22 protein-coding genes are annotated in these 26,496 nt (G+C 71.0%); 8 read left to right on the top strand and 14 right to left on the bottom strand.

Annotated features, from left to right (window positions below):
• The first annotated feature begins 118 nt into the window (after positions 1–118).
• A complete protein-coding gene (locus AB0J64_RS14960) occupies positions 119–580 on the top strand; it encodes a hypothetical protein (protein ID WP_364026193.1) in 462 nt (153 codons plus the stop codon).
• Between the two features lie 429 nt (positions 581–1,009).
• Here AB0J64_RS14960 and panB read toward each other — a convergent pair whose 3' ends face one another.
• Entirely contained in the window at positions 1,010–1,840 is an 831-nt protein-coding gene (gene panB, locus AB0J64_RS14955; protein WP_364026190.1) for a 3-methyl-2-oxobutanoate hydroxymethyltransferase, read from the bottom strand.
• Positions 1,841–1,989: 149 nt separating this feature from the next.
• On the opposite strand from panB, the gene AB0J64_RS14950 reads away from it, so the two are divergent.
• The 3 genes from AB0J64_RS14950 to AB0J64_RS14940 all read left to right on the top strand — a co-directional run bounded on the left by AB0J64_RS14950 (position 1,990) and on the right by AB0J64_RS14940 (position 5,536).
• The gene (locus AB0J64_RS14950) at positions 1,990–3,222 is read left to right on the top strand and encodes an MFS transporter (protein WP_364026187.1); all 1,233 of its coding nucleotides are present in this window, start codon (positions 1,990–1,992) and stop codon (positions 3,220–3,222) included.
• 138 nt (positions 3,223–3,360) lie between these two features.
• A complete protein-coding gene (locus tag AB0J64_RS14945) occupies positions 3,361–4,926 on the top strand; it encodes an MFS transporter (RefSeq protein WP_364026184.1) in 1,566 nt (521 codons plus the stop codon).
• Positions 4,927–4,933: 7 nt separating this feature from the next.
• A complete protein-coding gene (locus tag AB0J64_RS14940; protein ID WP_364026182.1) occupies positions 4,934–5,536 on the top strand; it encodes a TetR/AcrR family transcriptional regulator in 603 nt (200 codons plus the stop codon).
• 198 nt (positions 5,537–5,734) lie between these two features.
• Here AB0J64_RS14940 and AB0J64_RS14935 read toward each other — a convergent pair whose 3' ends face one another.
• The 4 genes from AB0J64_RS14935 to AB0J64_RS14920 all read right to left on the bottom strand — a co-directional run bounded on the left by AB0J64_RS14935 (position 5,735) and on the right by AB0J64_RS14920 (position 7,615).
• Positions 5,735–6,361, bottom strand: a complete 627-nt coding sequence (locus AB0J64_RS14935; RefSeq protein ID WP_364026179.1) for a dihydrofolate reductase family protein — start codon at positions 6,359–6,361, stop codon at positions 5,735–5,737.
• Positions 6,358–6,828, bottom strand: coding sequence for an SRPBCC domain-containing protein (locus AB0J64_RS14930; protein WP_364026176.1), 471 nt, complete (start codon positions 6,826–6,828; stop codon positions 6,358–6,360). The genes AB0J64_RS14935 and AB0J64_RS14930 overlap by 4 nt, the downstream gene beginning before the upstream one ends.
• Entirely contained in the window at positions 6,825–7,163 is a 339-nt protein-coding gene (locus tag AB0J64_RS14925; protein ID WP_364026173.1) for a metalloregulator ArsR/SmtB family transcription factor, read from the bottom strand. The genes AB0J64_RS14930 and AB0J64_RS14925 overlap by 4 nt, the downstream gene beginning before the upstream one ends.
• 80 nt (positions 7,164–7,243) lie before the next feature.
• Positions 7,244–7,615, bottom strand: a complete 372-nt coding sequence (locus tag AB0J64_RS14920; RefSeq protein ID WP_364026170.1) for a MerR family transcriptional regulator — start codon at positions 7,613–7,615, stop codon at positions 7,244–7,246.
• Between the two features lie 65 nt (positions 7,616–7,680).
• Between AB0J64_RS14920 and AB0J64_RS14915 the strand changes: the two genes are divergently transcribed.
• On the top strand, positions 7,681–8,310 hold the full coding sequence (locus AB0J64_RS14915; RefSeq protein WP_364026167.1) for an SDR family NAD(P)-dependent oxidoreductase: 630 nt from the start codon (positions 7,681–7,683) through the stop codon (positions 8,308–8,310).
• Here the strand turns inward: AB0J64_RS14915 and AB0J64_RS14910 are convergent.
• The 4 genes from AB0J64_RS14910 to AB0J64_RS14895 all read right to left on the bottom strand — a co-directional run bounded on the left by AB0J64_RS14910 (position 8,300) and on the right by AB0J64_RS14895 (position 13,540).
• On the bottom strand, positions 8,300–8,980 hold the full coding sequence (locus tag AB0J64_RS14910) for a GNAT family N-acetyltransferase (RefSeq protein WP_364026164.1): 681 nt from the start codon (positions 8,978–8,980) through the stop codon (positions 8,300–8,302). The genes AB0J64_RS14915 and AB0J64_RS14910 overlap by 11 nt on opposite strands.
• An 11-nt stretch (positions 8,981–8,991) precedes the next feature.
• The gene (locus AB0J64_RS14905) at positions 8,992–10,770 is read right to left on the bottom strand and encodes an NAD+ synthase (RefSeq protein WP_364026161.1); all 1,779 of its coding nucleotides are present in this window, start codon (positions 10,768–10,770) and stop codon (positions 8,992–8,994) included.
• A gap of 33 nt (positions 10,771–10,803) precedes the next feature.
• Positions 10,804–12,267: a BTAD domain-containing putative transcriptional regulator gene (locus AB0J64_RS14900; RefSeq protein ID WP_364026158.1), complete on the bottom strand. Its 1,464-nt coding sequence runs from the start codon at positions 12,265–12,267 to the stop codon at positions 10,804–10,806.
• A 79-nt stretch (positions 12,268–12,346) separates the two neighbouring features.
• Positions 12,347–13,540 (bottom strand): MFS transporter, encoded by a 1,194-nt coding sequence (locus tag AB0J64_RS14895; protein ID WP_364026155.1) that lies wholly within the window; start codon positions 13,538–13,540, stop codon positions 12,347–12,349.
• Positions 13,541–13,600: 60 nt separating this feature from the next.
• Here AB0J64_RS14895 and AB0J64_RS14890 point away from each other — a divergent pair, with 60 nt between their 5' ends.
• The gene (locus tag AB0J64_RS14890; protein WP_364026152.1) at positions 13,601–14,563 is read left to right on the top strand and encodes a DUF5937 family protein; all 963 of its coding nucleotides are present in this window, start codon (positions 13,601–13,603) and stop codon (positions 14,561–14,563) included.
• Here AB0J64_RS14890 and AB0J64_RS14885 read toward each other — a convergent pair.
• Entirely contained in the window at positions 14,554–15,573 is a 1,020-nt protein-coding gene (locus tag AB0J64_RS14885) for a terpene synthase family protein (RefSeq protein WP_364026150.1), read from the bottom strand. The genes AB0J64_RS14890 and AB0J64_RS14885 overlap by 10 nt on opposite strands.
• A 20-nt stretch (positions 15,574–15,593) precedes the next feature.
• Positions 15,594–16,172 carry an EF-hand domain-containing protein gene (locus AB0J64_RS14880; protein WP_364026147.1) on the bottom strand — a complete coding sequence of 193 codons (579 nt, stop codon included), beginning with the start codon at positions 16,170–16,172 and terminating at the stop codon, positions 15,594–15,596.
• 120 nt (positions 16,173–16,292) lie between these two features.
• Between AB0J64_RS14880 and glnA the strand changes: the two genes are divergently transcribed.
• On the top strand, positions 16,293–17,654 hold the full coding sequence (glnA, locus tag AB0J64_RS14875) for a type I glutamate--ammonia ligase (RefSeq protein ID WP_364026144.1): 1,362 nt from the start codon (positions 16,293–16,295) through the stop codon (positions 17,652–17,654).
• Here the strand turns inward: glnA and AB0J64_RS14870 are convergent.
• Complete coding sequence (locus tag AB0J64_RS14870; RefSeq protein ID WP_364026141.1) at positions 17,636–18,238, bottom strand: AAA family ATPase; 603 nt, start codon at positions 18,236–18,238, stop codon at positions 17,636–17,638. The two genes, glnA and AB0J64_RS14870, sit on opposite strands and share 19 nt — an antisense overlap.
• Before the next feature lie 429 nt (positions 18,239–18,667).
• Here AB0J64_RS14870 and AB0J64_RS14865 point away from each other — a divergent pair, with 429 nt between their 5' ends.
• Positions 18,668–19,381, top strand: coding sequence for a hotdog fold domain-containing protein (locus AB0J64_RS14865; RefSeq protein ID WP_364026138.1), 714 nt, complete (start codon positions 18,668–18,670; stop codon positions 19,379–19,381).
• Between the two features lie 83 nt (positions 19,382–19,464).
• Here the strand turns inward: AB0J64_RS14865 and AB0J64_RS14860 are convergent, their stop codons facing one another.
• Complete coding sequence (locus AB0J64_RS14860) at positions 19,465–25,440, bottom strand: DNRLRE domain-containing protein (protein ID WP_364026135.1); 5,976 nt, start codon at positions 25,438–25,440, stop codon at positions 19,465–19,467.
• 183 nt (positions 25,441–25,623) lie between these two features.
• A complete protein-coding gene (locus AB0J64_RS14855; protein ID WP_364026132.1) occupies positions 25,624–26,484 on the bottom strand; it encodes an alpha/beta hydrolase in 861 nt (286 codons plus the stop codon).
• Between the last annotated feature and the right edge of the window lie 12 nt (positions 26,485–26,496).

The following is a 26,496-nucleotide window of genomic DNA, read 5'->3' as shown; positions in this document are numbered from 1 at the left end:
CGGTGGCTACCTGCGGAAACACTCTACTTTGCCCGACTGGTCTGGGTGCGGACGGCCCGGCTTTGGGTAGCTACTTTTTGAGCATGAACAAATACACTAAGTAATCAGAGAGGGATCTATGGGGCTCCCAAACGGACGGTTCTCCATCTACCGGGGCACGGCGCTAGACGCGGCCGGCCGGATGGACTTCGTGTATGGCACGCCGGGCACCGGCGCCCACCCTACGCGTCTGGTGGACACCGAGTGGCTGTGCTGGGGCGCCGTCGGGTCCACCCAGGCGCGCTTCCACGTGGTGGACGGCCAGGAAGAGGACGGCGGCTGGAGCTGCCGAATGAAAATCGACGACGGCCCCTACAACGGCTACTGGCTGGACTCCAGCGACGGCTACGTCTGCGCCGTAGGTTCCTCCAACCAGCGGTGGAGGTTCCTGGGCAGCGGCGACCAGTGCGAATGGTGGCAAGGCGAACGGCCGGTAGTGATCACCGACACCAAGCCCTCCGGCGCGGGCAACGGCTATCACCTGCGGGCCCAGTACCGCGCCACGCCGCAGATGTACACCATCAGCCGGATCGACGGCTAAGAGCCGGTCGCTAAACCCTGCCCATCGCGATCACGGCAGCTTTTGCGATCGCGATGGGCAGGGTTGTGACACGCGCACGCCGAGTGCGGCTGGCGGACCGGGGAAACCCATCGAGCAATTACGGCAGGGCGCCCCGGTCCGCCCTAACCCGACACCCCGGAACCTAAGCGGCGCAGGCAACAGTCACCGCCGTTCACCTGCGGAAACGCTCTACTTCACCCCGGTGACGGCGACCCGACTTCTATGCCTGATCGCCCTCGCTGGCCACGATGGTGCGACTCGTTCCGAGAAATGGCCAGATCAGATGAACGGGTGCGGGCACGAGATGTCCGGGGTGAAGTGGTCACCCGCAGGTAGGAAACGTGATCAGTGGCCAGATCAACCCAAAACTGACAATCGCCACTGGATCGCGCGGCCCGGAACCGGCTCTCAGGCGTAGGAGTGCTCAGGCGCGGGGAAGGCGCCCGAGGTCACGTCGGTGGCGAAGGCGCGGACGGCGCGGTCCATCTCCGAGGCCAGGTCCGCGTAGCGCTTGACGAAGCGGGCCGGCCGCGGCGTGAGCCCCATCAGGTCCTGCCACACCAGGACCTGCGCGTCCGTCCCCGCGCCCGCCCCGATGCCGATGGTCGGGATCGCGAGCGACGCCGTCACCCGTTGCGCCAGGTCGGCCGGCACGCACTCCAGCACCACGGAGAACGCCCCCGCCCGCTCGAGGTCCTTCGCGTCCGCCATGAGCTCGTCACCCGACTGCCCGCGCCCCTGGACGCGGTAGCCGCCGAGGACGTTCACCGACTGCGGGGTGAGCCCGAGGTGGGCCATGACCGGGACCCCGGCCGAGACCAGCGCCTCCACCTGGGGCAGGACGCGCCGGCCGCCCTCAAGCTTGACCGCGTGCGCGCCCGCCTCCTTCATGAAGCGTGCCGCCGACTCCAGCGCCTGCGCAGGCGAGGACTGGTACGACCCGAACGGCAGGTCCGCGACCACGAGCGCCCGTGACGAGCCGCGTACGACGGCCGCCGTGAGGGGCAGGAGGTCGTCGACCGTGACGGGCAGCGTGGAGTCGTACCCGTAGACGACCATGGCCGCCGAGTCGCCCACCAGCAGGACGGGGATGCCCGCGTCGTCGAACACTCTGGCCGTCATGGCGTCGTAGGCGGTGACCATGGGCCACCGCTCTCCGCGCTCCTTTGCGGCGGTGAGATCGCGGACGGTGACGCGGCGCCCGGAGGCGCCCCCGTACAGCGTGGTTGAAGAGGACATGAGTTGTGAACCCTCCAGAAAACGTCTCGAGGCGCCCCAGCGGCGTCCCCGGACTCCTTCCGATGATGTCACGCGCTGTCACGCGGCGGAAAACCCGTGGCGAAACTGTCGGTGCCTCTTGCCAGAATCGGTGCGGAGGTTGAAACGACATGGCTCTCGCCCCTTACCGACGACTGCTCAAGATCCCGGGTGTCCCCGCGTTACTGCTGGTGGGGCTGCTGGCGCGGATCCCGTCCACGGCCATGGGCATCACGCTGACCCTGCACGTCGCCGTGGTGCTCGACCTGGGATACGGCAAGGCCGGCCTGATCACCATGGCCAGCACGATCGGCATGGCGATCGGGTCCCCGTTGTCGGGAAGGCTGGTCGACAAGCACGGCCTGCGTCCCATCCTCATCGTCACGACCGTGGCTCAGGCGGCGTTCTGGGCGTGCGCGTGGACGCTGCCGTTCCCCGTCCTGATCGGGGCGGCGGCGGTGGCCGGGCTGCTGGCGCTGCCCGTCTTCAGCGTGACCCGGCAGTGCCTGGCCGCGCTGGTGCCGGTGGCCCAGCGGCGCAGCGCTTTCGCGCTCGACTCGATGATCGTCGAGCTGTCGTACATGGCGGGTCCCGCCCTCGCGGTGGTGGGCATCACGGCGTACGGCAGCGGGGTGACGATGACCGTCATCGGCGTCGGCACGGCGGCCGCAGGCCTGGGCCTGATCGCGCTCAACCCGCCCACCCGATCGGCCGAGGAGCTGGAGGAGCACGCGACGAAGGTGCCCAGGCGGCAGTGGCTCACGCCCGGGCTGGTGGCGCTGCTCGGCACCGCCGCGGCGGCCACGTTCGTCCTCACGGCGACCGAGTTGTCGCTGGTCGCGACCATGAACAAGGCAGGCCAGACCGAGTGGGTGGGCCTCGCCGTGGCCATCTGGTGCGTTTACTCCCTCATCGGCGGGTTCGTGTACGGTGGCCTCTCGCGTGGGTTCTCGCCACTGACGCTGATCGCCTTCATGGGCCTGCTGACCATCCCGGTGGGGCTGGTGAGCGGCGGCTGGCAGTGGCTGGTCCTGGCGCTCCTACCGGCCGGGCTGCTCTGCGCGCCGTCGCTGTCGGCCACGGTCGACGTGCTCTCCCGGTGGGTGCCCGCCGGGGCGAGAGGCGAGTCGATGGGCCTCCACGGCACGGCCCTGCTGATCGGCGGCGCCCTCGCGGCCCCCGTCATCGGGGCAGTGATCGACGGGAGCGGGCCGGCGTGGGGGTTCATGCTGGCGGGCCTGGTGGGCGCGGCCATGGTGCTCGTCGCCGCCCCGTTCTGGTCCCGTCGACCGCCCGAGTCACGTACGACGCCGCTCGAGGACGAAGGGGCAGCGGCGGACGAACCGGCACCTTCCAGGGTGTAAGCCTCCGGGACTCTGTTGAACGTGCCTGGTGTCGGGCAGATCACACCGTATTTACGAAACGGGACCGTTGCGTATCGGAATAGCTTGCGATACGGTGTCGTTGCGAAACTCAGACGTATCGAAATTAGGGACGCAATCATGAAGGACACAGTCGTGGACCCGGCAACGGGTCATCCACGCCGTTGGGGGATCCTCGGCGTGCTGGTGTTCAGCCTGCTGGCCGTCGTGCTGGACAACACCATCCTCAACGTGGCGATGAAGACCATCGCCGACAAGACGGTCGGTTTGGGAGCGACGCAGAGCGAGCTGGAGTGGGCGATCAACTCCTACACACTCGTGTTCGCCGGCTTGCTGTTCACGTTCGGCGTGATCGGCGACCGAACAGGGCGCAAGCGGATGCTGTTCATCGGCATGGCGCTGTTCGGGCTGGCCTCGCTGGCCAGCGCCTACTCCCAGGATCCGATGCAGTTGATCCTGGCCAGGGCGGCGATGGGCATCGGTGCCGCGGCGATCATGCCGGCGACGCTGGCGATCATCTCCAACGTCTTCCCGCCCGGCGAGCGGGGCAAGGCGATCGGCATCTGGGCCGGTGGCGTCGGGCTCGCCGTGGCGATCGGACCGATCACGGGCGGCCTGCTGATCCAGCACTTCTGGTGGGGCTCGGTCTTCCTGATCAACGTGCCGATCGTGATCATCGCGATGTTCCTCATCGCCGGCCTCGTGCCCGAGTCGCGTGACCCCAAGCCGTCCAAGCTCGACCCGGTCGGCGTGGTGCTGTCCATCATCGGGCTGGTGGCCGTGGTGTACGGCATCATCCGCGGCGGCTACCTGGGCACCGTGGCCAGCGCCGAGGTGCTGGTTCCCACCCTGATCGGCCTGGCGGTCCTGGGCGTGTTCGTGTGGTGGGAGCGCCGCATCGACCACCCCATCTTCGACGTGCGCAACTTCGGCAACGTCCGCTTCAGCTCGGCCATCGGCATGATGGGCATGGTCTTCTTCGCGATGATGGGCGGGATGTTCTTCCTGACCTTCTACCTGCAGATCGTGCTGGGGTTCTCGCCGGTGCAGGCAGGGGCGTTGATGATCCCGTTCGCCGCCGCGCAGCTCATCTTCGCGCCGCTCAGCCAGCGCGTGAACGAGCGGTTCGGCGCCAAGCTGTCGGCCACCGTGAGCATGATCGTGGTGACGGCCGCCCTGGCCAGCTACGCGTTCATGGAGCAGGACACGCCGGTCGTGCTGATCGAGCTGATCTTCTTCGTGCAGGGCGCCGCGATGGCCAACATCATGCCGCCCGCCACCACCGCCATCATGGAGTCGCTGCCCAGGGAGAAGGCCGGTGTCGGCTCGGCCATGAGCAACACCGTCCGCCAGGTGGCCGGCGCCCTCGGCGTGGCCGTCCTCGGCTCGATCCTCTCGTCGAACTACCGCAGCGAGATCACCCCCTCGCTGACCGGTCTCCCCTCGAACGTCCAGCACACCGCGGGCGAGTCTCTCGTGCAGACCATGGGCGTCGTCCAGGCGCTCGGTGACAGGGGCCACGCCCTGATCAAGCCGGCGTTCACCGCGTTCCTCGACGGCATGCACGTCACGGCGCTGGTGTCGGCGGTGATCGCGCTGCTCGGTGTCGCGGTCGTGGCAAAGTGGATGCCGGGCAAGGCACGCCCGGTCCAGCAGGCGGAACAGAAGGAACCAGCGGTAGTGTGAGGCCGCGATGACGATCCAGGAATCGGGGACTGCCCGCCCGGCGGGCCGTCCGCGTAGCGAGAAGGCCGAAAAGGCGATCATCGAGGCGACCCTCGATCTGATCGGCGAGGGCATGGGGGTCTCCGAGCTGTCCATCGAGGCCATCGCGTCGAGGGCGGGCGTCGGCAAGACGACCATCTACCGGCGCTGGGCCAACAAGGAGGACCTGGTCGTCGACGCCCTGTCCACGCTCAAGGCGCCGCTGCCGCCGCTCAGCGGCACGTCGGTGCGCGACGACCTGATCTCCCTGCTCGACGCGATGCGCCGGGAGTCGGGCAACGTCCGCAACCGGTGCGTGATGAACATCGCGATGAGCGAGGCCGATCGCTACCCGCGGCTGATGGAGCGCTTCATGAAACGGGCGGTCGAGCCCCGCAGGGAGGCGATGCGCGCCGTGATCGAGCGCGGCATCGCCACCGGCGAGCTCCGCGCCGACCTGGATGTCTCCATGGGCATGGCCGTTCTCACCGGCACCATGATCTGGCACACCAAGTGGGCTCCGGCCGGAGACCTCGCTCCGGATCTCGCCGAACGTGTCGTGGACGTGGCCCTGGCGGGAATGGCCCCCTGACGGCCTCCCCGGATGATCGAGGACTCGCGGGCCTCGAGGCCGGGGAGGGCATCGGTTGCGTTTGAGTGATCTCCATCGTGCGGTGGTTCTCGTGGTGGCGCAGGGCGAGGGCGGCGATGATCGCTCCGGTCCGCGAGGGTTCGAGACTGACCCGGCGTAGGGAGAAGATCAGATTTGCCGAGCTCCCGATAGCGCTGGTTATGCGAAGGCGGTGACACCCTCGTACGCGCCTTGGCGTGCTCGGCCGGTCACCTCGTACTCCAGGAGCAGCAGGCCGTTCGGCGTGGCTTCGTGGCGGAGCAGGTGGAGGCCGGACGGGGCGCCCGCGCCGGTCAGCAGCCGCCGGCCGGTCCGGAGGACCGCGGGTGCGACCGCGAGGCGGATCATGTCGATCAGGCCCGCCGACAGCAGTGAGTCGCCGAGGCGGGCGCTGCCGTGGATCTGGAGTTCCCGGCCTGGCTGTGTCTTGAGTTCGGCGACCGCATGGACCGGGTCGCCCTTGAGTACGGTCGTGGGGTTCCAGGTTCCTTCGGTGAGGGTGTTCGTCACGACGTACTTCGGCAGGGTGTTCATCCGCTCGGTGAACGGGTCGGCCGGGTCGGTGATCTTCGGCCAATCGCGGGCGAACGCCTCGTAGGTCCGCCGTCCGAGCAGGAGGCCGTCGGCGAGGTCGAGCCATTCGGAGGCGCGCTGGACGAACGTCCGGTCCATGTGGGGGACGAGCCAGCCGCCACGGGTGAATCCGTCGCTGGTGTCCTCGTCCGGCGAGCCGGGGCCCTGACTGACCCCGTCGAGCGTGACGAACTCGGTGAGAGCGATCTTCATTGCCTGCCCTCGGTGAGTGCGGCCAGTTGGGCGGTGACCGTCCCCCAGCCGTCGGCGAAGCCGAGCTTCTCGTGCTGAGCGCGGGCCTCCGGGTCGCCGTGCCGGACGACGATCCGGTAGTCCGTGCCGTCCGGGTGATCGTTCAATGTGATCGCGGCGGTCATCACGACCGGGGTGCGGCTCGCGGGACGCCACGTGCTGTCGATCGCGTTGGTGAACACGATCCGCTCCAGCTCGTCCACGGCGAGAAAGCACGCGTTCAGGTGCGGGACGAACTCGGACCCGTCCTCGCTCAGCCGCGTCACGAACGCCCCGCCGGCCCGCAGGTCCAGGCGCTCCACCCGGCAGCGGGACGGAGCCGGGACCCACCACTGCTCAAGCCGGGACGGGTCCGTCCAGGCCCTCCATACGGTCGCGCGCGGGGCGCGGATGATCCGCTCCAGACCAAGGTCGAGATCGGGATTCACTGCCTGTTCTCCTCTGGGTCGGTGACGAACCGTTCGAGGCGGTCGGTGCGCTCTGTCCAGATCCGGCGCTGCTCCGCGAGCCAATCGTCGACCAAGGCGAGCCGCTCGCGGTTGAGCACGCAGGTGCGCACCCGGCCGGACTTGACCGTGCGGATGAGCCCGTTCGATTCGAGTGTCCGCACATGCTTCATGAACGAGGGGAGAGTCATCGGGAACTCGCGGGCGAGGTCGCCGACGCTCGTGGGCCCGTGGCCGAGGCGCCGGACGACGGCGCGCCGGGTCGGGTCGGCGAGGGCGACGAACACCCCGTCGAGCTGCGCCGAATACTGTGCCATGCGGCTAAGTATGGCGGTCTCGAAATAGTTAGCACAAGGGCTAAGTATCGAGGCCGCACAGTCGATCACAACATGTGACGTCACCGGCCCAGGGGGGTCGGTCGGACCGAGGCGAGCATGGCGTCGAGGGCGCGCTGGGAGGTCTGGAGCTGCTCGATCGTGGCGCTGATGCGCTCGCGCTCTCTGCGCAGGTTGCTCACCATGCCCGGACAGGCCGTCGGCACGATCCGGTCGCCGTCGTCGTGGACGCAGTCCAGCAGGCGGGCGATGACCGCCGTGGGCAGGCCGGCGGCGAGCATCGCGCGGATGTGGCGGACCGCCGCGACGTCCGGCTCGCCGTACTCGCGGTAGCCGTTGGGCAGCCGCACCGGGCGTAGCAGCCCCTGCTCCTCGTAGTAGCGGAGCAACCGCCTGCTCACCCCGGTCCGCCGGGCCAGGTCTCCGATCTTCATGCGCTCCTTGACCTTCACATCGATGTGACGCCTTAGCTTGCGATCACAACAACGGAAAGGAGCCGATGATGCCTGGAGTTGTGATCATCGGAGCGGGGCCGGGGATCGGCCGGTCCGTCGCCCGCCGGTTCGCGCGGGAGGGGCTGCCGGTCGCCCTCGTCTCGCGTACCGGCACGGCGCTCGATCTGGACGGGGTGCTCACGTACCAGGCCGATGTCGCCGACGAGGACGGGCTTCGGGCGGCCCTCGACGCGGCCTCCGCCGAGCTGGGCACGCCGGATGTCGTGGTCTACAACGCCGCGATCATCCGGCCGGACACGCCGGGCGAGGTGAGCGTGCGGGCCCAGCTCGACGCCTGGGCGGTGAACGTGGTGGGGGCCATGGTCGCGGCCGCGCACGTGGCGCCCGCGATGGCCCGGCGCGGCAGCGGGTCGTTCCTCGTCACCGGCGGGATGCCCGAGCCCAAGGCCGCGTACGTCAGCCTGTCGCTCGGCAAGGCGGGCGTGCGGACGCTGGTGCAACTGCTCGACCAGGAGTACGGGCCGTCCGGCGTGCACGTGGCGAGCATCACCGTGGCCGGGCCCGTCGCGCCTGGCACGGACTTCGACCCGGACGACATCGCCGAGCACTACTGGCGCCTGCACACCCAGCCCCGCGACCGATGGGAGCGGGAGGCACTCCACGCTAGGGCGTGAGCTTCCAGAGCCAGCCGACGGGACGGAGCCCGAGCCGCCCGGCCACCCGCTGTGAGGAGCGGTTGTCGGCGCCGGTGCTGTAGAAGATGGGGATGTCCGGCAGGAGGCGGGCCCACGCGGCGGTGGTCGCCGCGGCGTACCCGCGCCCTCGGAAGGCGGGCGACGTCCAGGTGCCCGCCTCGGCGCCCTCGGGGGTCAGGCGCGCGCTGTGGCAGACCGCGGCCACCTGCCCGTCCTCGACGATCATCGCCCACGGCGCCCCCTCGCCGCCGCCGACGAGCGCGTCCCATTCGCCGGGCGTCCAGGTGGAGGGCCGCAGGGGGCGTACGCGCTCCGCGTGTGCCGGATCGTCCGATCTGAGGACCTCGGCGGGCACCTCGTAGCGGACCCGCCGGCGCACCAGGTAGCTCGGCCCTCCGGACACCGCGTGATCGTCGCCGAGGAGCTCCCGGCACCGCGCCAGAACGTCCGGGGGGTGGCCGGGAGGCGACGGGACGCCCTGGGAGACGAGGTCGAGGAGGCGCGCGGCGAGCGGGCCGGGCACGCGCCCGGACACCGCCGCGGTCATGCCGTCGGCCGCCACGCCGATCACCACGTCCTCCGGCCCCGGCAGGCGGCCCCGCTCGTCGAGCCGCCAGATGACGCCCAGCTCCACCCGGAGCAGCTCCACGCTCACAACCGTCAGGCCCGGCCGGTGGTCTCGCGCCACCGGTTGGTGATGGGCAGGCGGCGGTCGCGGCCGAAGTTCTTCGGCGTGATCTTGGGGCCGGGCGGGTACTGGCGGCGCTTGTACTCGGCCAGGTCCACCAGCCTGATGACCCTCGTGACCAGCGCCGGGTCGTGGCCCGCCGCGATGAGCTCCTGCGAGCCCATGTCCTTCTCCACGTAGTCGTCCAGCAGGCGGTCGAGGACCTCGTACTCCGGCAGCGAGTCCGTGTCCCGCTGGTCGGGGCGGAGCTCGGCGCTCGGCTCCTTGACGATGGAGTTCTCGGGGATGGGGGCCTTCGCCTCGAGCAGGAACTCGGGCAGCGAGTTGGCGTTGCGCCACCTGGACAGGTCCCAGACCAGGGTCTTCGGCACGTCCTTGATGGGGGCGAAGCCGCCGGCCGAGTCGCCGTACAACGTCGAATAGCCGGTCGCGAGCTCGCTCTTGTTGCCCGTCGTCAGCACCAGGTGGCCGTGCTGGTTCGACAGGCCCATGAGGATCATGCCGCGCACCCTCGCCTGGAGGTTCTCCGCGGCCAGGCCCGAGAGGTCGATCTCCTTCTCGAAGGCGTCGACGATGTCGGCGATCGGGACGACCTGCGAGGTCACGCCCTGCCTGCGGACCAGTTCCTCCGCGTCCGCCAGCGAGTGGTCCGAGGAGTAGCGGGACGGCATGAGCACCACGTTGACGCGCGACGGGCCGATGGCGTCCGAGGCGATGGTGGCCGTCAGGGCCGAGTCGATGCCCCCGGACAGGCCGAGGATGACCGACTGGAAGCCGTTCTTGGCCACGTAGTCCCGCACGGCCAGGACCAGGGCCGAGTAGACCTCGGCGTGCAGGTCCAGGCGCTCCGCGATCGTCGCGGGGACCGGCTCATAGGGCTCCACGGGGGTGTCCGAGAGCACCGTGCGGTCCACCGTGATGGTGGTGCCGTCGCTCGCGTCGTACGGGAACGTGCCGGTCTCCGCGTCGGAGACCGGCAGGTCCAGGTCCACGACCAGGAGCTCCTCCCTGAACTGGCCCGCCCGCGCCACCAGCGAGCCCGAGCCGTCCACCACGATGGAGTCGCCGTCGAAGACCAGCTCGTCCTGCCCGCCGACCTGGTTCACGTAGACGAGCGCGCAGCCCGCCTCACGCGCCCGCCGCTCGCACAGCTCCAGGCGTACGTCGTCCTTCTCCTTCTCGTACGGCGACGCGTTCGGCACGACCAGCAGCCCGGCGCCGGCCTGCCCCACGACGGACACGGGGCCGCCCTCCTGCCAGAGGTCCTCGCAGACCGCGATCGCCACGTCCACGCCGTACAGCCGGAAGATCGGCAGCCGGTCGCCGCGCACGAAGTAACGGTACTCGTCGAACACTCCGTAGTTGGGCAGATGGTGCTTGGCCGTCCGGGTGACCACCTCGCCCTTGTGGAGCAGCGCGGCCGCGTCCAGCGGGGCGCCCTTCGGCTGGCCGACCCGGGGGGCCAGGCCCGCGCGGTCGACGTAGCCGACGACCACGGGCAGGTCTCCCAGACCCTCCCGCTCCAGCCTGCGCGCCACCTCCTCCAGGGTGCGGATGCTGGCGTCCACGAAGGACGTACGCAGGACGAGATCCTCCACGGGATAGCCGGTGAGGAACATCTCGGTGAAGACCACAAGATGGGCTCCGCGCGCGGCGGCATCACGGGTCCACGTGATCAGCCGGTCGGCGTTGGAGTCAAGGTCGCCGACGGTCGGGTTCGTCTGTGCGAGGGCTATGCGCAGTTGGGCCACGCCGCCAAGCCTAGTACGGCGTGATTTTTATCGTCAAAGAGACGAAAAGGAAGTCTTTTCGCCCGGTGTCACCAAACCTGACTCGTACGCCGCCATGACCAGCTGCGCCCGGTCGAACAGCCCGAGGTGCTCCAGGAGCGACTTGACCATGACGGCCACCTCCTCCTCGGGCAACGAGAGCGAGTGGCCGATCTGATGGTTCGTCAGGCCGCGCGCGACGAGTTTCAGCACGTCGAGCTGGGAGTCGGAGAGCCCGGCCAGCGCCGGGGGAGCGGCCGGGTCGGTGCGCCCGGCGAACGACGCGATCAGCCGGGTGGTGATCGTCGGGTCGATGAGCGCGTCCCCGGCCGCCGCCGCCCTGATCGCGGCCAGGAACTGCTCGGGGGCCGACGTCTTCAGCACGAATCCGCTCACTCCCGCTCGCAGCGCCGCATACAGGTTCTCGTCGCTGCCGAACGTGGTCATCATGATCACCTTGGGCGGCCGGTCCTCCGCCAGGATCCGGCGGGCGGCGGCCAGCCCGTCGAGGCGCGGCATCTGGATGTCGAGCAGGACCACGTCAGGACGGGTCCCGGCCACCCGCGCGATCGCCTCCTCGCCGTCGGCCGCCTCGCCGGCCAGCGTGACCCCGGGCTCGCCGGCCAGCATCGCCCGCACGCCGGCCCGTACGAGCGCCTGGTCGTCGGCCACGAGCACGCGCAGCGGCGCGGTGTCCGGTGCCTTCGGGGGAGCCTCCTCCATGGGCGGAGGACGCTCGTCCAGGCGCTGGGCGAGCATGTCGGCCTCCAGGCCCTGCAGCGCGGCCGACAGGTCGAGGCCCAGCTCCTCGCGCCAGGTCGCGCGCGCCCTGCGCAGCGCCGCCAGCGCGTCGCCCTGGCGTCCCAGCCGGTAGAGCGCCACCGCGAGCAGCCGCCACGCCTCCTCGCGCAGCGGGTACGCCGACGCGTGCGCCTCCAGGTCGGCCACCAGCGACGTCGCCCTGCCCAGCGCGAGACCGGCGTCCGCCCGGCGCTCGACGGCGATGAGCCGCAGCTCCTCCAGCCTGCCCGCCTCCGTCGCGGCCCAGCTCAGCTCCCCGAACTCGGCCAGCGCCGGCCCACGCCACAGCCCCAGCGCGGTGTCCATGGCCGCCCACACCTGCGCCGGCGCTCCGTCGGACTTCACGAGGCTCTCGAACCGCCAGGTGTCCACCTGGTCCGTCCCGGCGCGCAGCGCGTAGCCGGGCGGCGCGGAGACGAGCACGCGGGCCTCCTCGCGGGGCGCGCGATCGGGCTCGAGCGCCCGGCGCAGGCGGGAGACGTACCCCTGGATGGTGGACAGGGCCTGCGCGGGCGGCGCGCCCGGCCAGAGCTCGTCGATGAGCGTGCTCACGGGCACGGCGCGGCCGCCGGCGACGAGCAGGCGCGCGAGCACCGCCTGCTGCCGCTGGCCGCCGAGGTCGAGGAGGGAGCCGTCGGACCAGGCCTGGAACGGTCCGAGCGCGGTGAAGGTCAGCATGTCAGGCGTAACTTTAGAGGGAGAAGGCGCGCGGGTACATGGCGAATTCTCCCCACGGCCGGGGGGCGCCCGGCGTCGGTCAGCGGCGTCTGATGGCCGGTCCGAGGAGCAGCATGCCCGCCGCAGACACCAGCCCCACCCCGCCGATCGTGAACCACAGCGCCCACGTCCCGATCGCCAGCAGCGGCCCGCCGAGCAGCGGCGCCAGCACCGCGGCCAGCGACCATGCGAACCCGAACAGCCCCGAGTACCGCCCCCGCAGCTCGGCCGGGGCGAGCGCGGCCACGATCGCGCCGGCGATGCCGGCCTGGATGACCTCGCCGGCCGTCCACACGGCGATCGTCACCGCCAGCCCGAACGTGTCGTGGACGAACGCGGTCATGGCGAACCCGAGCGCCATCACCGCCACACCCAGCGCGAACGTACGAGGGGCGTCCCTGCGTCCCAGCCACCCCGACACCAGCGGCTGGACGATGACGATCAGCACGCCGTTCAGCGCCATGGCCAGCCCGAACTGCCCCGGCGACAGCCCCACGACCTTCGTCATCGCCACCGGCAGCATGGTCATCGTCTGCGAGTAGACCAGCGCCATGCCCAGGGTCACCAGCGTGAAGCCCACCATCAGCCGGTCCCGCAGCACCACGCCGAACCCGCCGGCGGACTGCTGGACCGCCGGCCTGGTCTCCGGGACGGCCCGCCACACCAGCACGGCGAAGGCCACGCTCGACACCGCGTCGATCCAGAACAGCCAGACGAACCCCAGCCCCGCGAGCCAGCCCCCGGCCGTCATGCCGACGGCGTACCCGAGGTTGATCGCCCAGAACAGCAGCCCGTACGCCCGGGGCCGCTCCTCCGGCGAGACCAGGTCCGCCACCAGGGCGTTCGAGGCGGGCCTGTAGACGTCGATCACCAGCCCGAGCACGAACATCGAGGCCAGGATCGCGGGCAGCGAGGTGCTGTAGCCGAGCGCCAGCATGGTCGCGGCCGTGGCCAGCATGCCGCCCGACAGCGTGGCCCGGCGCCCGATCCGGTCCGCGAGCACCCCCGCGAGCAGCTGCGACAGCAGCGAGCCCGCTCCGAACAGGCCCATCACCAGGCCCGCGGCCGTCACCGACAGGCCGCGGGCCTGCGTCAGGTAGACGCCGGTGAAGGGCATGACCATGGTGCCCAGGCGGTTCACCAGCGTGCCGCCCCACAGGGCCCAGAACGGGCGGGGCAGCCCGCCCACCATGGATCGCAGGAAGGCGGATCGCTCAACAGTTGCGCTCGTCACGCCATAAAGGGTGATATTTGGGGGTTTGTCGGGGCGAACGATTTAGTGCACGCTAAAAGCATGTCCGTTTCGTGGGTGATGAAGCCGGAGGACGTGGCCCGGATCCGGTTCGCGTTCTCGCCGGTGTGGGAGCTGGTCGCCAGCCTGCGGACCCTTCAGCGGCCGTCGCGGCACTCGATCCACCTGCCGTGGCTCAAGGCCGTGCGCCCCCGCCTCGCGGGGCTCGACCTGTCCGAGCTGTTCGCGCTCGTGCCCCTGACCGGCTACATCGCCGACTTCATCACGCCGCCCCCCGACACGCCGATGCCGGAATTCGCCGCCGAGCTCGACCGGGTCAGGCGTACGCCGCCCGAGCTGGCCCGCCGGGAGGCGGCGAAGATCGTGGGGGCCGACCGGGCGGTGATCGAGCGGTTCATGGCCGACCCCGAGGCAGGCGTGGCCAGGGTGGCCGCCACGCTGGAGACGTACTGGGAGAGGTGTTTCGCGGAGTTCTGGCCGCGGGTCTACGGGCTGCTGGAGCGGGACGTGCTGCGCCGCTCGCGGCAGCTCGCCCAGGGCGGGGCGCACGAGCTGTTCGCCGCGCTCGATCCGGCCGTGACGTGGACGGGGGAGCGGCTGATCATCGACCGGCCGTGGTGCGAGGCGGGCGGCCTGCACGGCGACGGGCTGGTGCTGGTGCCCAGCGCGTTCTGGGGGCAGGCCGTGGCGGTGATGACGGCGCCGTACCAGTCGACGCTGATCTACCCCGTGCTCGGCGTGGGCACGCTGTGGGAGCAGGGGCCGCCGCCCGCGCCCGGCGGGCTCTCCGCGCTGATCGGCAGGAGCAGGGCACAGATCCTGCTCGCGCTCGCCGAGCCGGCCACCACCTCCGCCCTGGCCGCGCGCATGTCGCTCACGCCCGGCGCGGTCAGCCAGCACCTCGGCGTGCTCAGCGGCGGCGGGCTCGCGGTGGGGATGCGGGTCGGCAAGCAGGTCGTCTACCGCCGCACCCCCATAGGGGACACCCTGGCGAGTCAGGCGTAACGCTTGGACTCCAGGAGCCAGTCGAGGTGGGCGCGCGGCGCCGCCAGGTACGCGCACGCGACCTTGCTGACGTCCCGCGCCTCCTTCGGCTCCAGGTCCTCCAGCGGCAGCCGCCTGGCGGCCTTCTGCATGTCCTGGCAGCGCGCGGCGATCCGGTCGAGCACCCAGGCCGTCGCCTCGCGCTCGCCCAGCCCGAGCTGGCGCATCGCGAGCACGACGAAGTTGTGCACGTCGCCGCGCTCCTTCGGCCGCGAGGCCACGTCGTTGCACCACGCCGTGATGTCACTGCACGCGCTCACGAGCTCCTGCCACGGCTCGCCCTCATGCACCCACGCCGGCACCTCCACCCGCAGGCACGGCTCGACCAGGTCATACAGGTACGGCCCCACCGTGCCCCTGCGCAGCGCCGGATACTCCTCCAGCGTCGGCATCCGGCCCGCCGCCCGGTTGTCGGCCTCGGTACGGCAGGCGTCGTGCTGACGCCGCAGCCCGACCGCGAACCTGGCCCGCCACCGGTCGCTCATCCGCGCGCTCGTCACCCGCCACAGGTCCGCGAACGCCGCCTCCAGCGGATGCCGCGCCGCGCCCTTGAGCATGCCGTCGAAGATGTCCAGCGAGCACGACCCCTCGTCCAGCTCGTCATCCAGGTGGAACAGCCACGTCAGCCACTGCGCGAACAGCGCCGCCGCGGCCGCGTCGAACTCGGCGAACGCCCGGCCGGCCATCCGGTGGTAGCCCACGCCGGGCGCGGCGCGCAGCCCCGTCCTCCTGGCCCAGTCGATGACGGCGGCCTCGATCGCGTACACGGCCGGGTGCATCCGGCACGGAGCCGCCATCGCGGGCACCCGCTCGGTGAGCGGCAGCAGCGCCAGCGCCGCCGAGCCGCCCCTGCGCGGCAGCGGCAGCATCGAGGTCAGGGCGGAACGGAGCGCGGTACGCGCGGTGGCGACCATGCTGGCGAACACCGTGGTGCTCATGGTGTTCACGGACGTCTTCTCAGAGGTGTTCACGGACGTCTTCACAGGGCTTTTCACAGGGGGCCGAAAAGCCAGTTGCCCGCGGCGTTCGGGTCCTCGCTGCGGTAGTAGTCGGAGGCCGCCAGGACCAGCTCGTCCACGGTGAGCCTGCCCCTGCCCGTCCGGTCGAGCCGGTCGAACGCCTCGTCCACGTCGTCGTAGGCGACGCCGAACGCGCTCAGCATCGTGCGGAACTCGCCGGGGCCGATCTCGCCGTCCCGGTCGCCGTCGCACAGCTCCGCCACCGCCACCGTGGCCGGCCGGAACACCGCGTCATACCGGTCGCCCATGACGAACGCCGAGATCATCCCGGTACGGAAGTCCAGCCGCGAGATGGTGAAGTCGGGGTCGCGCTCGAGCGTCTGCGACAGCGTGGCCCAGATCCCGCCGAAGCCGTCGACGAGGCTGGCCCCGGTGAGCGAGGTGGGGGACTCCCCGAAGCCCACCAGGATGCGGGCGCCGAGCCCCAGTAGGTCCTCACGCTCCACGACGCCGTTGCCGCTCGCGTCGATGTGGTCGAATGCCCGATCGAGCTTGTGATTGAGCAGGTCGATGGCCACCAATGCCTCCCCCGAGACTGAATGCGTGATCACATTAAGTCTGGGCGGGGGGCTTTGTCAGCGAGGCTCGCACCGGCGCCCCCCGTAACGTGTGTGAAACACGGACACGGCATGCTGGTACATAGACCCGTACTGTCAGATAGAGGGGACGCTGTGGACCGCCAGCAGGAGTTCGTGCTCCGCACGCTCGAGGAACGCGACATCCGGTTCATCCGGCTCTGGTTCACTGACGTGCTCGGCTTCCTCAAATCAGTGGCGATCGCCCCGGCCGAGCTGGAGGGTGCGTTCGCCGAGGGCATAGGGTTCGACGGCTCGGCCATCGAGGGCTTCGCCCGCGTCTACGAGTCCGACATGCTCGCCAAGCCCGACCCGTCCTCGTTCCAGATCCTGCCCTGGCGCAGCGAGACGCCTGGCGCGGCGCGCATCTTCTGCGACATCCTCATGCCGGACGGCTCGCCGTCGCACGCCGACCCGCGCTGGGTGCTCAAGCGCACGCTCGCCAAGTGCGCCGACATGGGCTTCACGTTCTACACCCACCCGGAGATCGAGTTCTTCCTGCTGAAGAGCCGGCCCGAGCCCGGCCAGCGGCCCGAGCCGATCGACTCCGGAGGCTACTTCGACCACACGCCGCACAGCTCCGGCCATGACTTCCGCCGTCAGGCGATCATGATGCTGGAGTCGATGGGCATCTCCGTCGAGTTCAGCCACCACGAGGGCGCGCCCGGGCAGCAGGAGATCGACCTGCGCTACGCCGACGCGCTCACCACGGCCGACAACATCATGACCTTCCGCCTGGTCATGAAGGAGGTCGCGCTGGAGCAGGGCATCTGGGCCTCGTTCATGCCCAAGCCGTTCACCGAGCACCCGGGCTCCGGCATGCACACGCACATGTCGCTGTTCGAGGGCGACAGGAACGCCTTCTACGAGGCCGGGGCCGAGTACCAGCTCTCCAAGATCGGCCGGTCGTTCATCGCCGGGCTGCTCAGGCACGCCGCCGAGATCACCGCCATCACCAACCAGTGGGTCAACTCCTACAAGCGGCTCTGGGGCGGGGCCGAGGCCATCGCGGGCCAGGGCGGCGAGGCGCCCTCCTACGTGTGCTGGGGCCACAACAACCGCTCCGCCCTGGTCAGGGTGCCGATGTACAAGCCGCACAAGGGCGGCTCGACGCGCATCGAGTTCAGGTCGCTCGACTCGGCGTGCAACCCGTACCTCGCCTTCGCGCTGATCCTGGCGGCCGGTCTCAAGGGCATCGAGGAGGGCTACGAGCTGCCCGCCGCGGCCGAGGACAACGTGTGGACGCTGACCAGCGCCGAGCGGCGCGCCCTCGGCATCCAGCCGCTGCCCGGCTCGCTCAACGACGCGATCGAGGTCATGGAGCGCAGCGAGCTGGTGGCCGAGACGCTGGGGGAGCACGTCTTCGACTTCTTCCTGCGCAACAAGCGGGCCGAGTGGCGCGAATACCGCCGCCACGTCACCGAGTTCGAGCTGGGGCGCTACCTGCCGGTGCTCTGAGCGTTCGCGCCTGTCTCGTCGAACACGATCTCCTGCAGCACGTCCGCCCCCGCCCGGTCCATGATGTACGCGCCGGAGGCGGGGGCGGGATCGCCGCCCTTCACCCTGGTCAGCAGGCTCTCCCACCTGCGCTGATGGCGGGCGAACGTCCTGGGCGCCACCACCCGGCCCCTGGTGTGCTGCCCCGCCAGCGCCGCCTCCGGCGGCGCGTCCAGGAGGAGCAGGTGGAAGCCCGCCCGGTGCCTGCGGGCCAGCCAGGCGAAACCGCGCAGCACGTACGGGCCGCAGCCCCGGTTGTGCGCGATGACCGAGTGGCCCCGGGTCAGCGCCTGGCGGATGCGGCTCAGGTGGGTGACGAAGACCACGGCGCGGCGTACCGGCTGCGGGGCCCAGGCGAGCCGCCCGTACCAGTGCTGCTTGGACTGGAACGAGTCGATCACCGCGACCGTGCCTATGGTGACGGGCAGGCTCTCCGCGCCCTGCATGCCGTACAGGCGTCGCAGCAGGGTGGTCTTGCCCGCGCCTGGAAGCCCCGTCAGGACGACCAGGGATCCGGACGGATACCGCAACCTCGCACCCCGCACAGGCTCACCTTCGCTTTCTCTCATGCTGCCGTGCTCTCCAGCCTTCCCGAACGCGGCCGAAGACGCGCACCTCGGTGGGCGGCCGTATCCGAGTATGGGTCGCGGGGTGGGGGTAAGCCGGGATAAGGTACTCCCAACGCCTTGATCGGCCTCACTCCAGGTGGAAGTCCGGAGTGAGGCCGATTTTCGTTGCTTCTGACCCCTGAGTCACATCCCGGCGATGTGCGGCGCCTAGCGTCTCGAGACACCTGGTGACAGGCCGGTCGAGGACGGGTGGGAAGTTTCGGGCCCCTTCGAGGCGTTATGCGTGGTGCCGATCAGCCTCAGGACCCCCGAGATCTGGCGAAACCGGGAGTCCAGTAAAATCGGCCTGCTTCTTTTGACGTTTCCGGACTTCTCGCCACATGTGGCGATATTGGAGGTTGTGGCATGACGACGGCTGCCCTGCAGACCGTGTTGACCGTTCCGCAGCGTTTCCGGGGCCCCGCGGGAGTCGCCAACGGCGGCTGGATAGCGGGCACCATGGCGGAGGCGCTGAACGGTGGTCGATCAGCCGTCGAGGTCACACTCCACGCGCCCACGCCGTTGGAGACCGAGCTGCGCCTCGAGCACGTCGCCAACTCCGTGTCCCTCTCGGACGGCGACAAGCTGCTGGTCGAGGCCATCCCCGTGGCCGAGGACCTGGAGGGCCCCGGGTTCGTGCCGTTCAACGACGCCGCGCGCGCCGAGGCCGGGTTCGTGGGCCTGAAGGCGCACCCGTTCGCCGAGTGCTTCGCCTGCGGCCTGCGTGAGCCGGGTGACGGCCTGCGCATCTTCCCCGGCCCGGTGGAGGGCACGGACCTGGTGGCGGCCGGATGGCGGGTGCCGTTCACGGTGACGGGCGAGGACGGGGTGCCCGCGTCGATCGTGGGCGCGGTGCTCGACTGCATCACCGGCTGGGCCCACTTCGGCCCCGGCGAGTCCGCGCTGCTCGGACGGCTCGCGGTGCAGATCCACCGCCCGGTCTACCCCGGCGGCCGCTACTCCGTGGTGGCCCGCCCGACCGGCCGCGACGGACGCAAGATGTACGGCCAGAGTGCCATCTACGAGGTGGACGGAACGCTCGTCGCCGCCGCCCGCGCGACCTGGATCGCTCCACGCTGACCCCCTACGACGGCTACGACGCGAAACGGCCCCTGAGCAGCTGACAAGCAGCTCAGGGGCCGTACGTCATTCACTCAGGTGTGTCACCACCGGTGTGTGCGGCGCCACCAGTGGCGGCCCCGCCACGCCCCGCGGCCGATGCCGTACAGCGCACCGGACAGGCCGCCGATCGCGCTGTTCTCCCAGTACGCCTTGGCGCACCCTCTCATGGTCCGCCTGCGGAGACAGCTGTAGGTGCCGAAGCCCACGCCGACGATGAAGGAGCCCCGGCTGACCCAGCGCCGGCCGCTGCTCGCCCACCGGTGGACGAAGCCGCCCAGGCCCCGGCGGGTGTTCCAGCCGTACCGGAACGACCGGTAGTGGACCTTGGCCCGGCGCCAGACGTGCCTGGCCTTGTGGCGGAGCTTGCGGCACCAGCCGCAGCCCCACTTGCCGTCCAGGTCGGTGCAGTTGACCGGGTCGCCCGAGCAGTACTCGTAGGCGTTGGCGCTGCCGCCCTCCACCGGGTCGAGCTGCAGGAACCGGCCCAGCGACGGGTTGTAGAGCCGCACGCCCATGAGCATGGTGCCGTCCAGCGTGTCGGCGGCGCGCTGCTTGCCGCCCAGCCAGCCGTACCTGCGGGCCGGGCCGCGCGCCACCCCGTACTCGTCGGCGTCCACCACGGTGGCGGTCGCGGTGCCCAGCGTGTACTCGGTGCCGACGTCGCCGTGCAGCGTGGTCAGCTGCAGGCGGATGTCGCCGTTCGCGCCGGTGATGGCCGCCAGGTCGCCGTCGAAGCCGGAGACGTTCCTGAGCACGTTGCCGCCGGGCTCGGCGCTCCAGCGCGGCGAGTCGCCCTCGGAGCCGTAGTGGTTCACGACGGTGCCCGCCGCGGCGGCGGTGGACCTGAACCGGTCGGCCGGGTCCAGCGACCAGGTCATCGTCTGGTCGCCCGCGGTCTGCCGGCGGGCCAGGTCGTTGACGTGGTAGTCGAACGTCGTCCCGCCCGGCAGGGCGGTCGTACGGCCGAGCGCGTCGTAGCGGTAGCCGTCACCGACCAGCCGGTCCCCGGAGTCGTAGGCGTAGGAGGTGATCTCCGCCGCGGCGTCGTCGGCCTCCGGGCACGTGCCCTCCTGGGACTGGGTGGCCAGGCGGGTCCGGTTGGAGTTGTCGTCGAAGGCGTAGCGGCGCAGCGTGCACACGCCGCCCGCCGACTCCCTGGCCGAGGTCAGGCGGCCGGCCTTGTCGTAGCCGTAGGCCCGCTCGTACCCGGCGTCGCCGCGCGCGTCCGCGGCCCACTGGCCGTGGACCGACTCGATGACCTGCTCGCTCAGCACGGGCTGGTCCAGCCCGTCCTTGGTGTAGACGCGCGAGACATCGGTGCCGGTCTCGTCGTCGGTCACGCTCACGTGCAGGCCTCCGGGCAGGTCGCCGGAGGCGAACTCCCCGTCGGCGTCGTAACGGGCGGTGAACGTGCCCGCCACCGAGTCCGTCATCGTCACGGCCAGGCCACGCGGCTCGGCCGCGGTGTCGTAGCCGTAGGTGACGGTGGACGGCGCGGAGTCGGTCACCTTCGTGGTCCGGTCGAGCAGGTCGTACTCGGTCTTGACCACCCCGGCGTCGGCGTCGGTGTAGGACATCCGCCGGCCGAGCTTGTCATAGGCCGAGACGATCCGCTCGGTGACGTTGCCCGCGGCGTCCAGACGCTGCAGCTCGGCCACCTCGCCGGAGTCGGGCGCGTACACCGTGGCCACGGCGCCCAGCGCCTCGCCGACGCCGCCGGTGATCCACTGGCGGATCTGGCGTCCCGCCGGGTCGTAGGCGGTGTTGGTGACGCGGGTGACGCCGTTGGCGGTCTCGGAGACCGTCAGCGGGTTGCCGTAGCGGTCGTAGGTGGTGATGGCGGTGGGCAGTTCGTCGGGGTTGTCGCCGCCTCCGGTGATCTTCCCGGCGGGCGCCGTCCGGCACACCAGTCCCGCCCACGCCGGCTTGCCGCCGCACGGCGCGCTGCCGGAGGCGGTGTAGTACGTGGTGATCGTGGTGGCCGCGTCGTTGCCCTTGGGCAGCACGCTCTTGACGGGGTTGCCGTCGCCGTCGTACGACGTGGCCGTCACCAGGTTCAGCCCGCCGGGGTCCTTGACGGTCTTGAGCGGCTTGCCGAGCGCCCAGTCGTACTCGGTGGCGGTCACGCGCGTGTCCCGGTCCTCGCCGCTGAGCAGGCGTGCGCTCACCTCGGTCCTGGTCACCAGGTCCTTGGTGGGCGCGTCACCGGGACGCCCCTGGTCGTAGGTGCTGACGGTGTGCTCCCTGGCCGCCGTGTCCTCGCCGCCCACCGACACGACGTGCAGCGGACCGAGGGTCTCCAGCTCCCGGGTGCCGTCGTCGTTGTACGTCGAACGCTTGGACAGCAGCTCGGCCCGTTCGGCCGTGGGCAGCCCGGAGAGGCCGAGCTCGGCCAGGCGCGGTGAGGCGCCGAGCGCCAGCTCGCGGTTGCCCTCCGACAGCTCGCGCACGACGTTGCCGAACTTGTCGTGCTCGGTGGCCGACAGGTGGCCGCCCGGCGTGAGCTGGTTGACCTGCCGCCCGTTGGCGTCGAGGTAGGTGACGGTGGCCCTGGTCCAGGAGCGGCCGTCGGGGATCTGGTCGCCGGGGAAGACGGCGGTGGCGTCGGTGGGGTTGTCGTGCTGCCCCCAGGCCGCGGTGTGCTGCGGCCGCAGGTCGGCCGGTCCACCTGCGGCCTTGTCCAGCGGCACGTTGTAGACGATGGAGGTGCGGTTCTCGCCCTCCACCTGGTCGGCCGTGCCCGCCTTGAGCGCCTGCCTGACCGCGCTGGTCAGCCTGCCGTCGGCGTCGTAGACGAACGTCCACGGGAGCTGTCCCGGGGAGGTGAGCGAGGTGAGGCGGCCGCCGGTGTCGTAGCCGTACGCCGTCTTGAGCGCCGGTGCGATGCGCGGGTCCCACGACTGGACCAGGCGGCCGGCGCCGTCGTAGGCGTACTGCGCGACGGCCACGGGCGTGCCGGAGTCGTGGAACAGCACCTGCTTGACCCGGCCCGCGTAGTCGCCGCCGCCGGTCTGCGTGGCGTAGACGAGCTCCAGCACCCGGCAGCCGGTCTTGGGCGAGGGCAGTGCGCAGTCCGTGCCGAGGTCGGACACCCCGCTGGTGGGCGCGATGACCGCCTTGAGCCGCTGGGCGCCGCTCGCGGCCTCGTAGACGTAGCGGGTGATGTTGTTCGCGCCGGGCGGGGTCGTCGTGGCCGGCAGGTACGACGTCGCGCCCGAGGGCTTGGTGAACGTGGTGACCACGCCGTCGGCGTCCTTGAGCGTGTAGGAGCCGGTCAGCGTCAGGTCCTCGGCGCCCTCCTCCGGCTTCCAGCCGCTGCCGGTCTTGGTGAACTGGATGGGCGTCCCGTCCACCAGGGTGACCTCGACGGAGCTGGCGGAGGTCTCGCGCAGCGCCGCGTACTCGGAGTCGGCGACGTCCGACACGCCGCCGGCCGACCATTCTGGGCCGAACGGAGACGCCTGAGAGGCGATCTTGGCGCCGGCCTTGGGGTCGCGCGAGGAGATCGTCCTCGACAGCGCCAGGCCGAACAGCTCGGCCTCGCTCTCCTCCACCCGGAAGTCGCCGGTCAGCAGGTTGACGCTGCCCGGTCCGACGTTCTGCGTCTCGGCCCCCGACGCCTGCCGGTCCGCGACCACGTCGGCGGCCGGCGTGCTCGCCGAGTCCGAGGCGTTGGCGAACACGGCGCGGACCTGGACGGCGCCGTCGCCGCCGAGCTGGTCGACCAGGTTCCAGGTCAGCCCCGACACCGTCGCGGTGCCGTCGGCCACCTTCGCCGCGACCGGCCAGGCCGTCAGCGGCTTGCCGTCGGCGCCGAGCACCTGTGCGACGGGGATGTCGGCCCAGGTGTCGGTCGACGCGCGCCGCCACTGGAAGGTCACCCGGTCGTACTCGCCGCGCCCGGTGGCGGCCAGCTCGGTGCGGCGGGCCGTACGCGTGCCGTCGGCCGGCGCGGCCAGCGCGCCCGCCCCGACGTTGAAGCGGTACGTCACCGCCTCAGAGGCGTTGCCCGCCCGGTCCAGCGCGTACGTCGTCAGCGTGTGCGGCCCCGCGGCCTGCGGCGCCACCGTGAACGTGACGGCCGCGCCGGTCGTGGCCGCCGTGGCCGTGTCACCGTCGTCGAGCCGGTAGGCGATCTTGGCTACGTCGGAGTCGGCCGGTGTGGCGGTGAACGAGGCAGCCTCGCCGGCGTCGCCGTGCCATCCGGAGTCCGGGTGGGAGCCGCTGGTCAGCTTGGGCGCGGGCGGCCGCGTGGTGTCGACGGTGAACTGCCGGGACTGGGGCTGCAGGGAGTCCAGCGAGCCGTCGTTGCCCCAGCCCTTGAGCGTGTAGGTGCGGCCGTTGGCCAGCTTGCCGGCCGGCACCGCGGCGTCCGAGAAACCGCCGGAGGCCACGTACGCGCCGTACAGGCCGGTGATGACCGCGGTGCTGCCGTCGTACACCTCGAACTTGGCGCGCACGTTGCCGCCGTCGGCGTCGCCGACGTGGGCGTACAGCCGCGGCGTCGCCGAGTTGGTGTAGAGGGTGCTGTTCACCTCGCTGTTCGGGCTGGTCCAGACGGAGAGCGGCGTGCTCGGGTTGCCGTTGTAGGTCACCGCGATGTACGGCGTGTGCGAGGCCGCGTTGCCGGAGTTGAACCGCTTCCATCCGTACGGGTCGGACTCGTCCGAGGCGCGCAGCCCCATGCCGGACTTGGCCCAGCCCTTGTCCGCCCAGTACTGGGCCAGCGACGTGACGTTGGCGCTGACCCAGCCGTCGGCGCAGCTGGAGCTGAAGCCCTTGGTCTGGCTGGAGGTGGCGTACTTGGCCGCCATGGCGGGGCCCGGGTAGCGGCTGGAGGCGGAGGCCTGGTCGGCGCTCCACACCTCCCAGTTCTTGGCCGTGCACGACCAGGAGTGGAAGTTCCACAGGTTGAGCGTGGCGGAAATGATCTTCTGTCCGGCCAGGCCGGAGGTGTTCCAGGTGATGAACGACTTGGCGATCTGCCCGCTGCCGTTGTTGCCGAGCTTGAGTTCGGTGGAGGCGGAATTGTCGGTGTTGTAGCCCTGCTGCACGAACGTGTCGAACACCTCGCCCACGTTGACCGACGGGTCGACGGTGACCGGGTAGGCGGTGGCGGGGTCGTTCAGGAAGGCGGGGTCGGGCGTGAGCACGAGGTCCTTGCCCGACACCTCCATCTTCACCGGCGCGCGATGCGGGTGCTCGCCGGAGGACTGGTCCACCCGCGCGTCCCACATCACGGGCGCGGGCACGGTCGCGGCGACCTTGCCGCCCTTGCCCACCAGTTCGACGCCGCCGTCCTTGGCCTGGCGGGCCTTGAGTCCGGGGGCGTCCAGCCTGAGCCGGTAGGACAGCGGGGCGGTGGGCCGCTGCTTGAGCAGCAGGAACTGCTCGGCGCCCGTCCTGGTCGCGGTGACCGTCAGGTCGGCGCCGGGCAGCACGCCGGGGTAGGTGACGCTCTGGCCCGACACCTGCGGCGACGGGAGCGCTCCCGGCCAGCGCAGGGTCACGCGGGCATCCCCGGCGGCCACGCTGATCAGGTCGGTCCCGGCGGCCGCGGCCTGCTTGGCGCCGCTCGCGCCGCCGCCGATGCGCAGCGCCCTGCCGTGCGATTTAGGGGTTACCGTGCCGTCGGCGGCCGCCGTGAGCGCGAGATCGACGGGCTTCCACCCGGCGCCGTCGCGCACCCTGACCGGCCCGGCGAACATCTCCTCGGTGAGGGTGCCGTCGGGGTTGGCGTAGGTGGAGGAGGCCTCGGTACGTGCCGATTCGATCTCGACCCGCTTGCCGGTGAGGCGGGCGGTGAGCTTGGCCGAGCTCTCGTCGGGCGCGCTGGGCCCGGCCGGAGCGGTGGAGGGGTCGGGCGGGATGGCCGCCTGTGGGGGTTGGGGTGAGGGGGTGTCTGCGTACGCCGTGGGGATGTCCGCGACGGTTACGGCCAGTGCCACGGAGAGCACGGCCGCGATGGCCCGGTCCGCCGGGGTCGTCCGGTGGACGCGGGTGCGGGATAATGCCACTCTTCGATCTCCGATTCGCGCGCCTCTGGGAGAGGTTTGACCATCGTTGCGGCGTGATCGTAAGAGGCATGATCAACATGAGGGAACAGGTGGCGGCGATCATTAAGCTACCCGTCAGTTCGCGTTCATGTTCGGTCACGGGGTGGGGAGCCGCCGCGACCGCCGGTGACCGCCGAGGGGGGATCAGGCCGGAGAGGTGAGGTGGGTGACGACGGCCGACGCGCAGCGGTCGTCGAACAGGATCGTGTAGTGGTTGCAGTCCGGGATCACCTCGTCGCGCAGCCCCGGCAGGCGGGCGGCCCAGGGCAGGGCCAGATCGTCGGGGAGGAAGCCGATGTCCTGGTTGAGCAGTCCGCGGGGTGCTCTGAGCAGGGTGAGCGGTGCCCGGACGGATCCGAGGGCGGCCGCGATGGCCTCCGGTTCCAGCCGCAGCCAGCGCCCGTCCTGCAGCACCGCCTCCTCCACCGCTCTTGATCGCAGCGCACCCTCGGGGCCCGTCAGGTCGTAGCGGACGTACGCCTCCACGTCGGCGTTCCACTGTCCGGCGAAGGCCGGATGCGCCTTGAAGAAGTCGACGTACGCGTCGGCGGTGGGGAACGTCCGGCGCAGCCGGGCGATCGCCGGTCCGAGCGTGGCCTCCATGACCGCGTCGACATCCGCGTCCTCGGGCAGCGGCGGCAGGGGGAGGCCGCCGTCCACCAGCACCACCCGTGCGAAGTCCCGTTCGGCGGCGGCCAGGGCGGCGACGTACGCGCCCATCGAGTGCCCGGTCAGCACCGCGTCCGGACCCGCCCCGACGTGGTCGGCGACGCGCAGGACGTCCTCGGCGTGCCTCGGGAGCCCGTACGGGCCGGGCAGCGAGGCGCTGTGCCCGCGACCGCGCAGGTCCATCGCGACCAGACGCCATCCCTCCGGCAGCCGCCGCCCCACCGCGCCCCATGCCATCAGCGAGGCCGTGATCCCGTGGACCGCGATGATCGTGCGCGGTCCCGTTCCGAACGTCGCGATGCGCTGACCGGCGACATCGTCGAACTCGAATCCCATAGTCGGAGCTTA

Origin of the sequence: Nonomuraea sp. NPDC049695 (assembly GCF_040674955.1) — a bacterium.
GTDB classification, from domain to species: domain Bacteria; phylum Actinomycetota; class Actinomycetes; order Streptosporangiales; family Streptosporangiaceae; genus Nonomuraea; species Nonomuraea helvata.
Note: the sequence above shows the minus strand (reverse complement) of the source record. Positions and strands in the feature narration are given on the sequence as shown.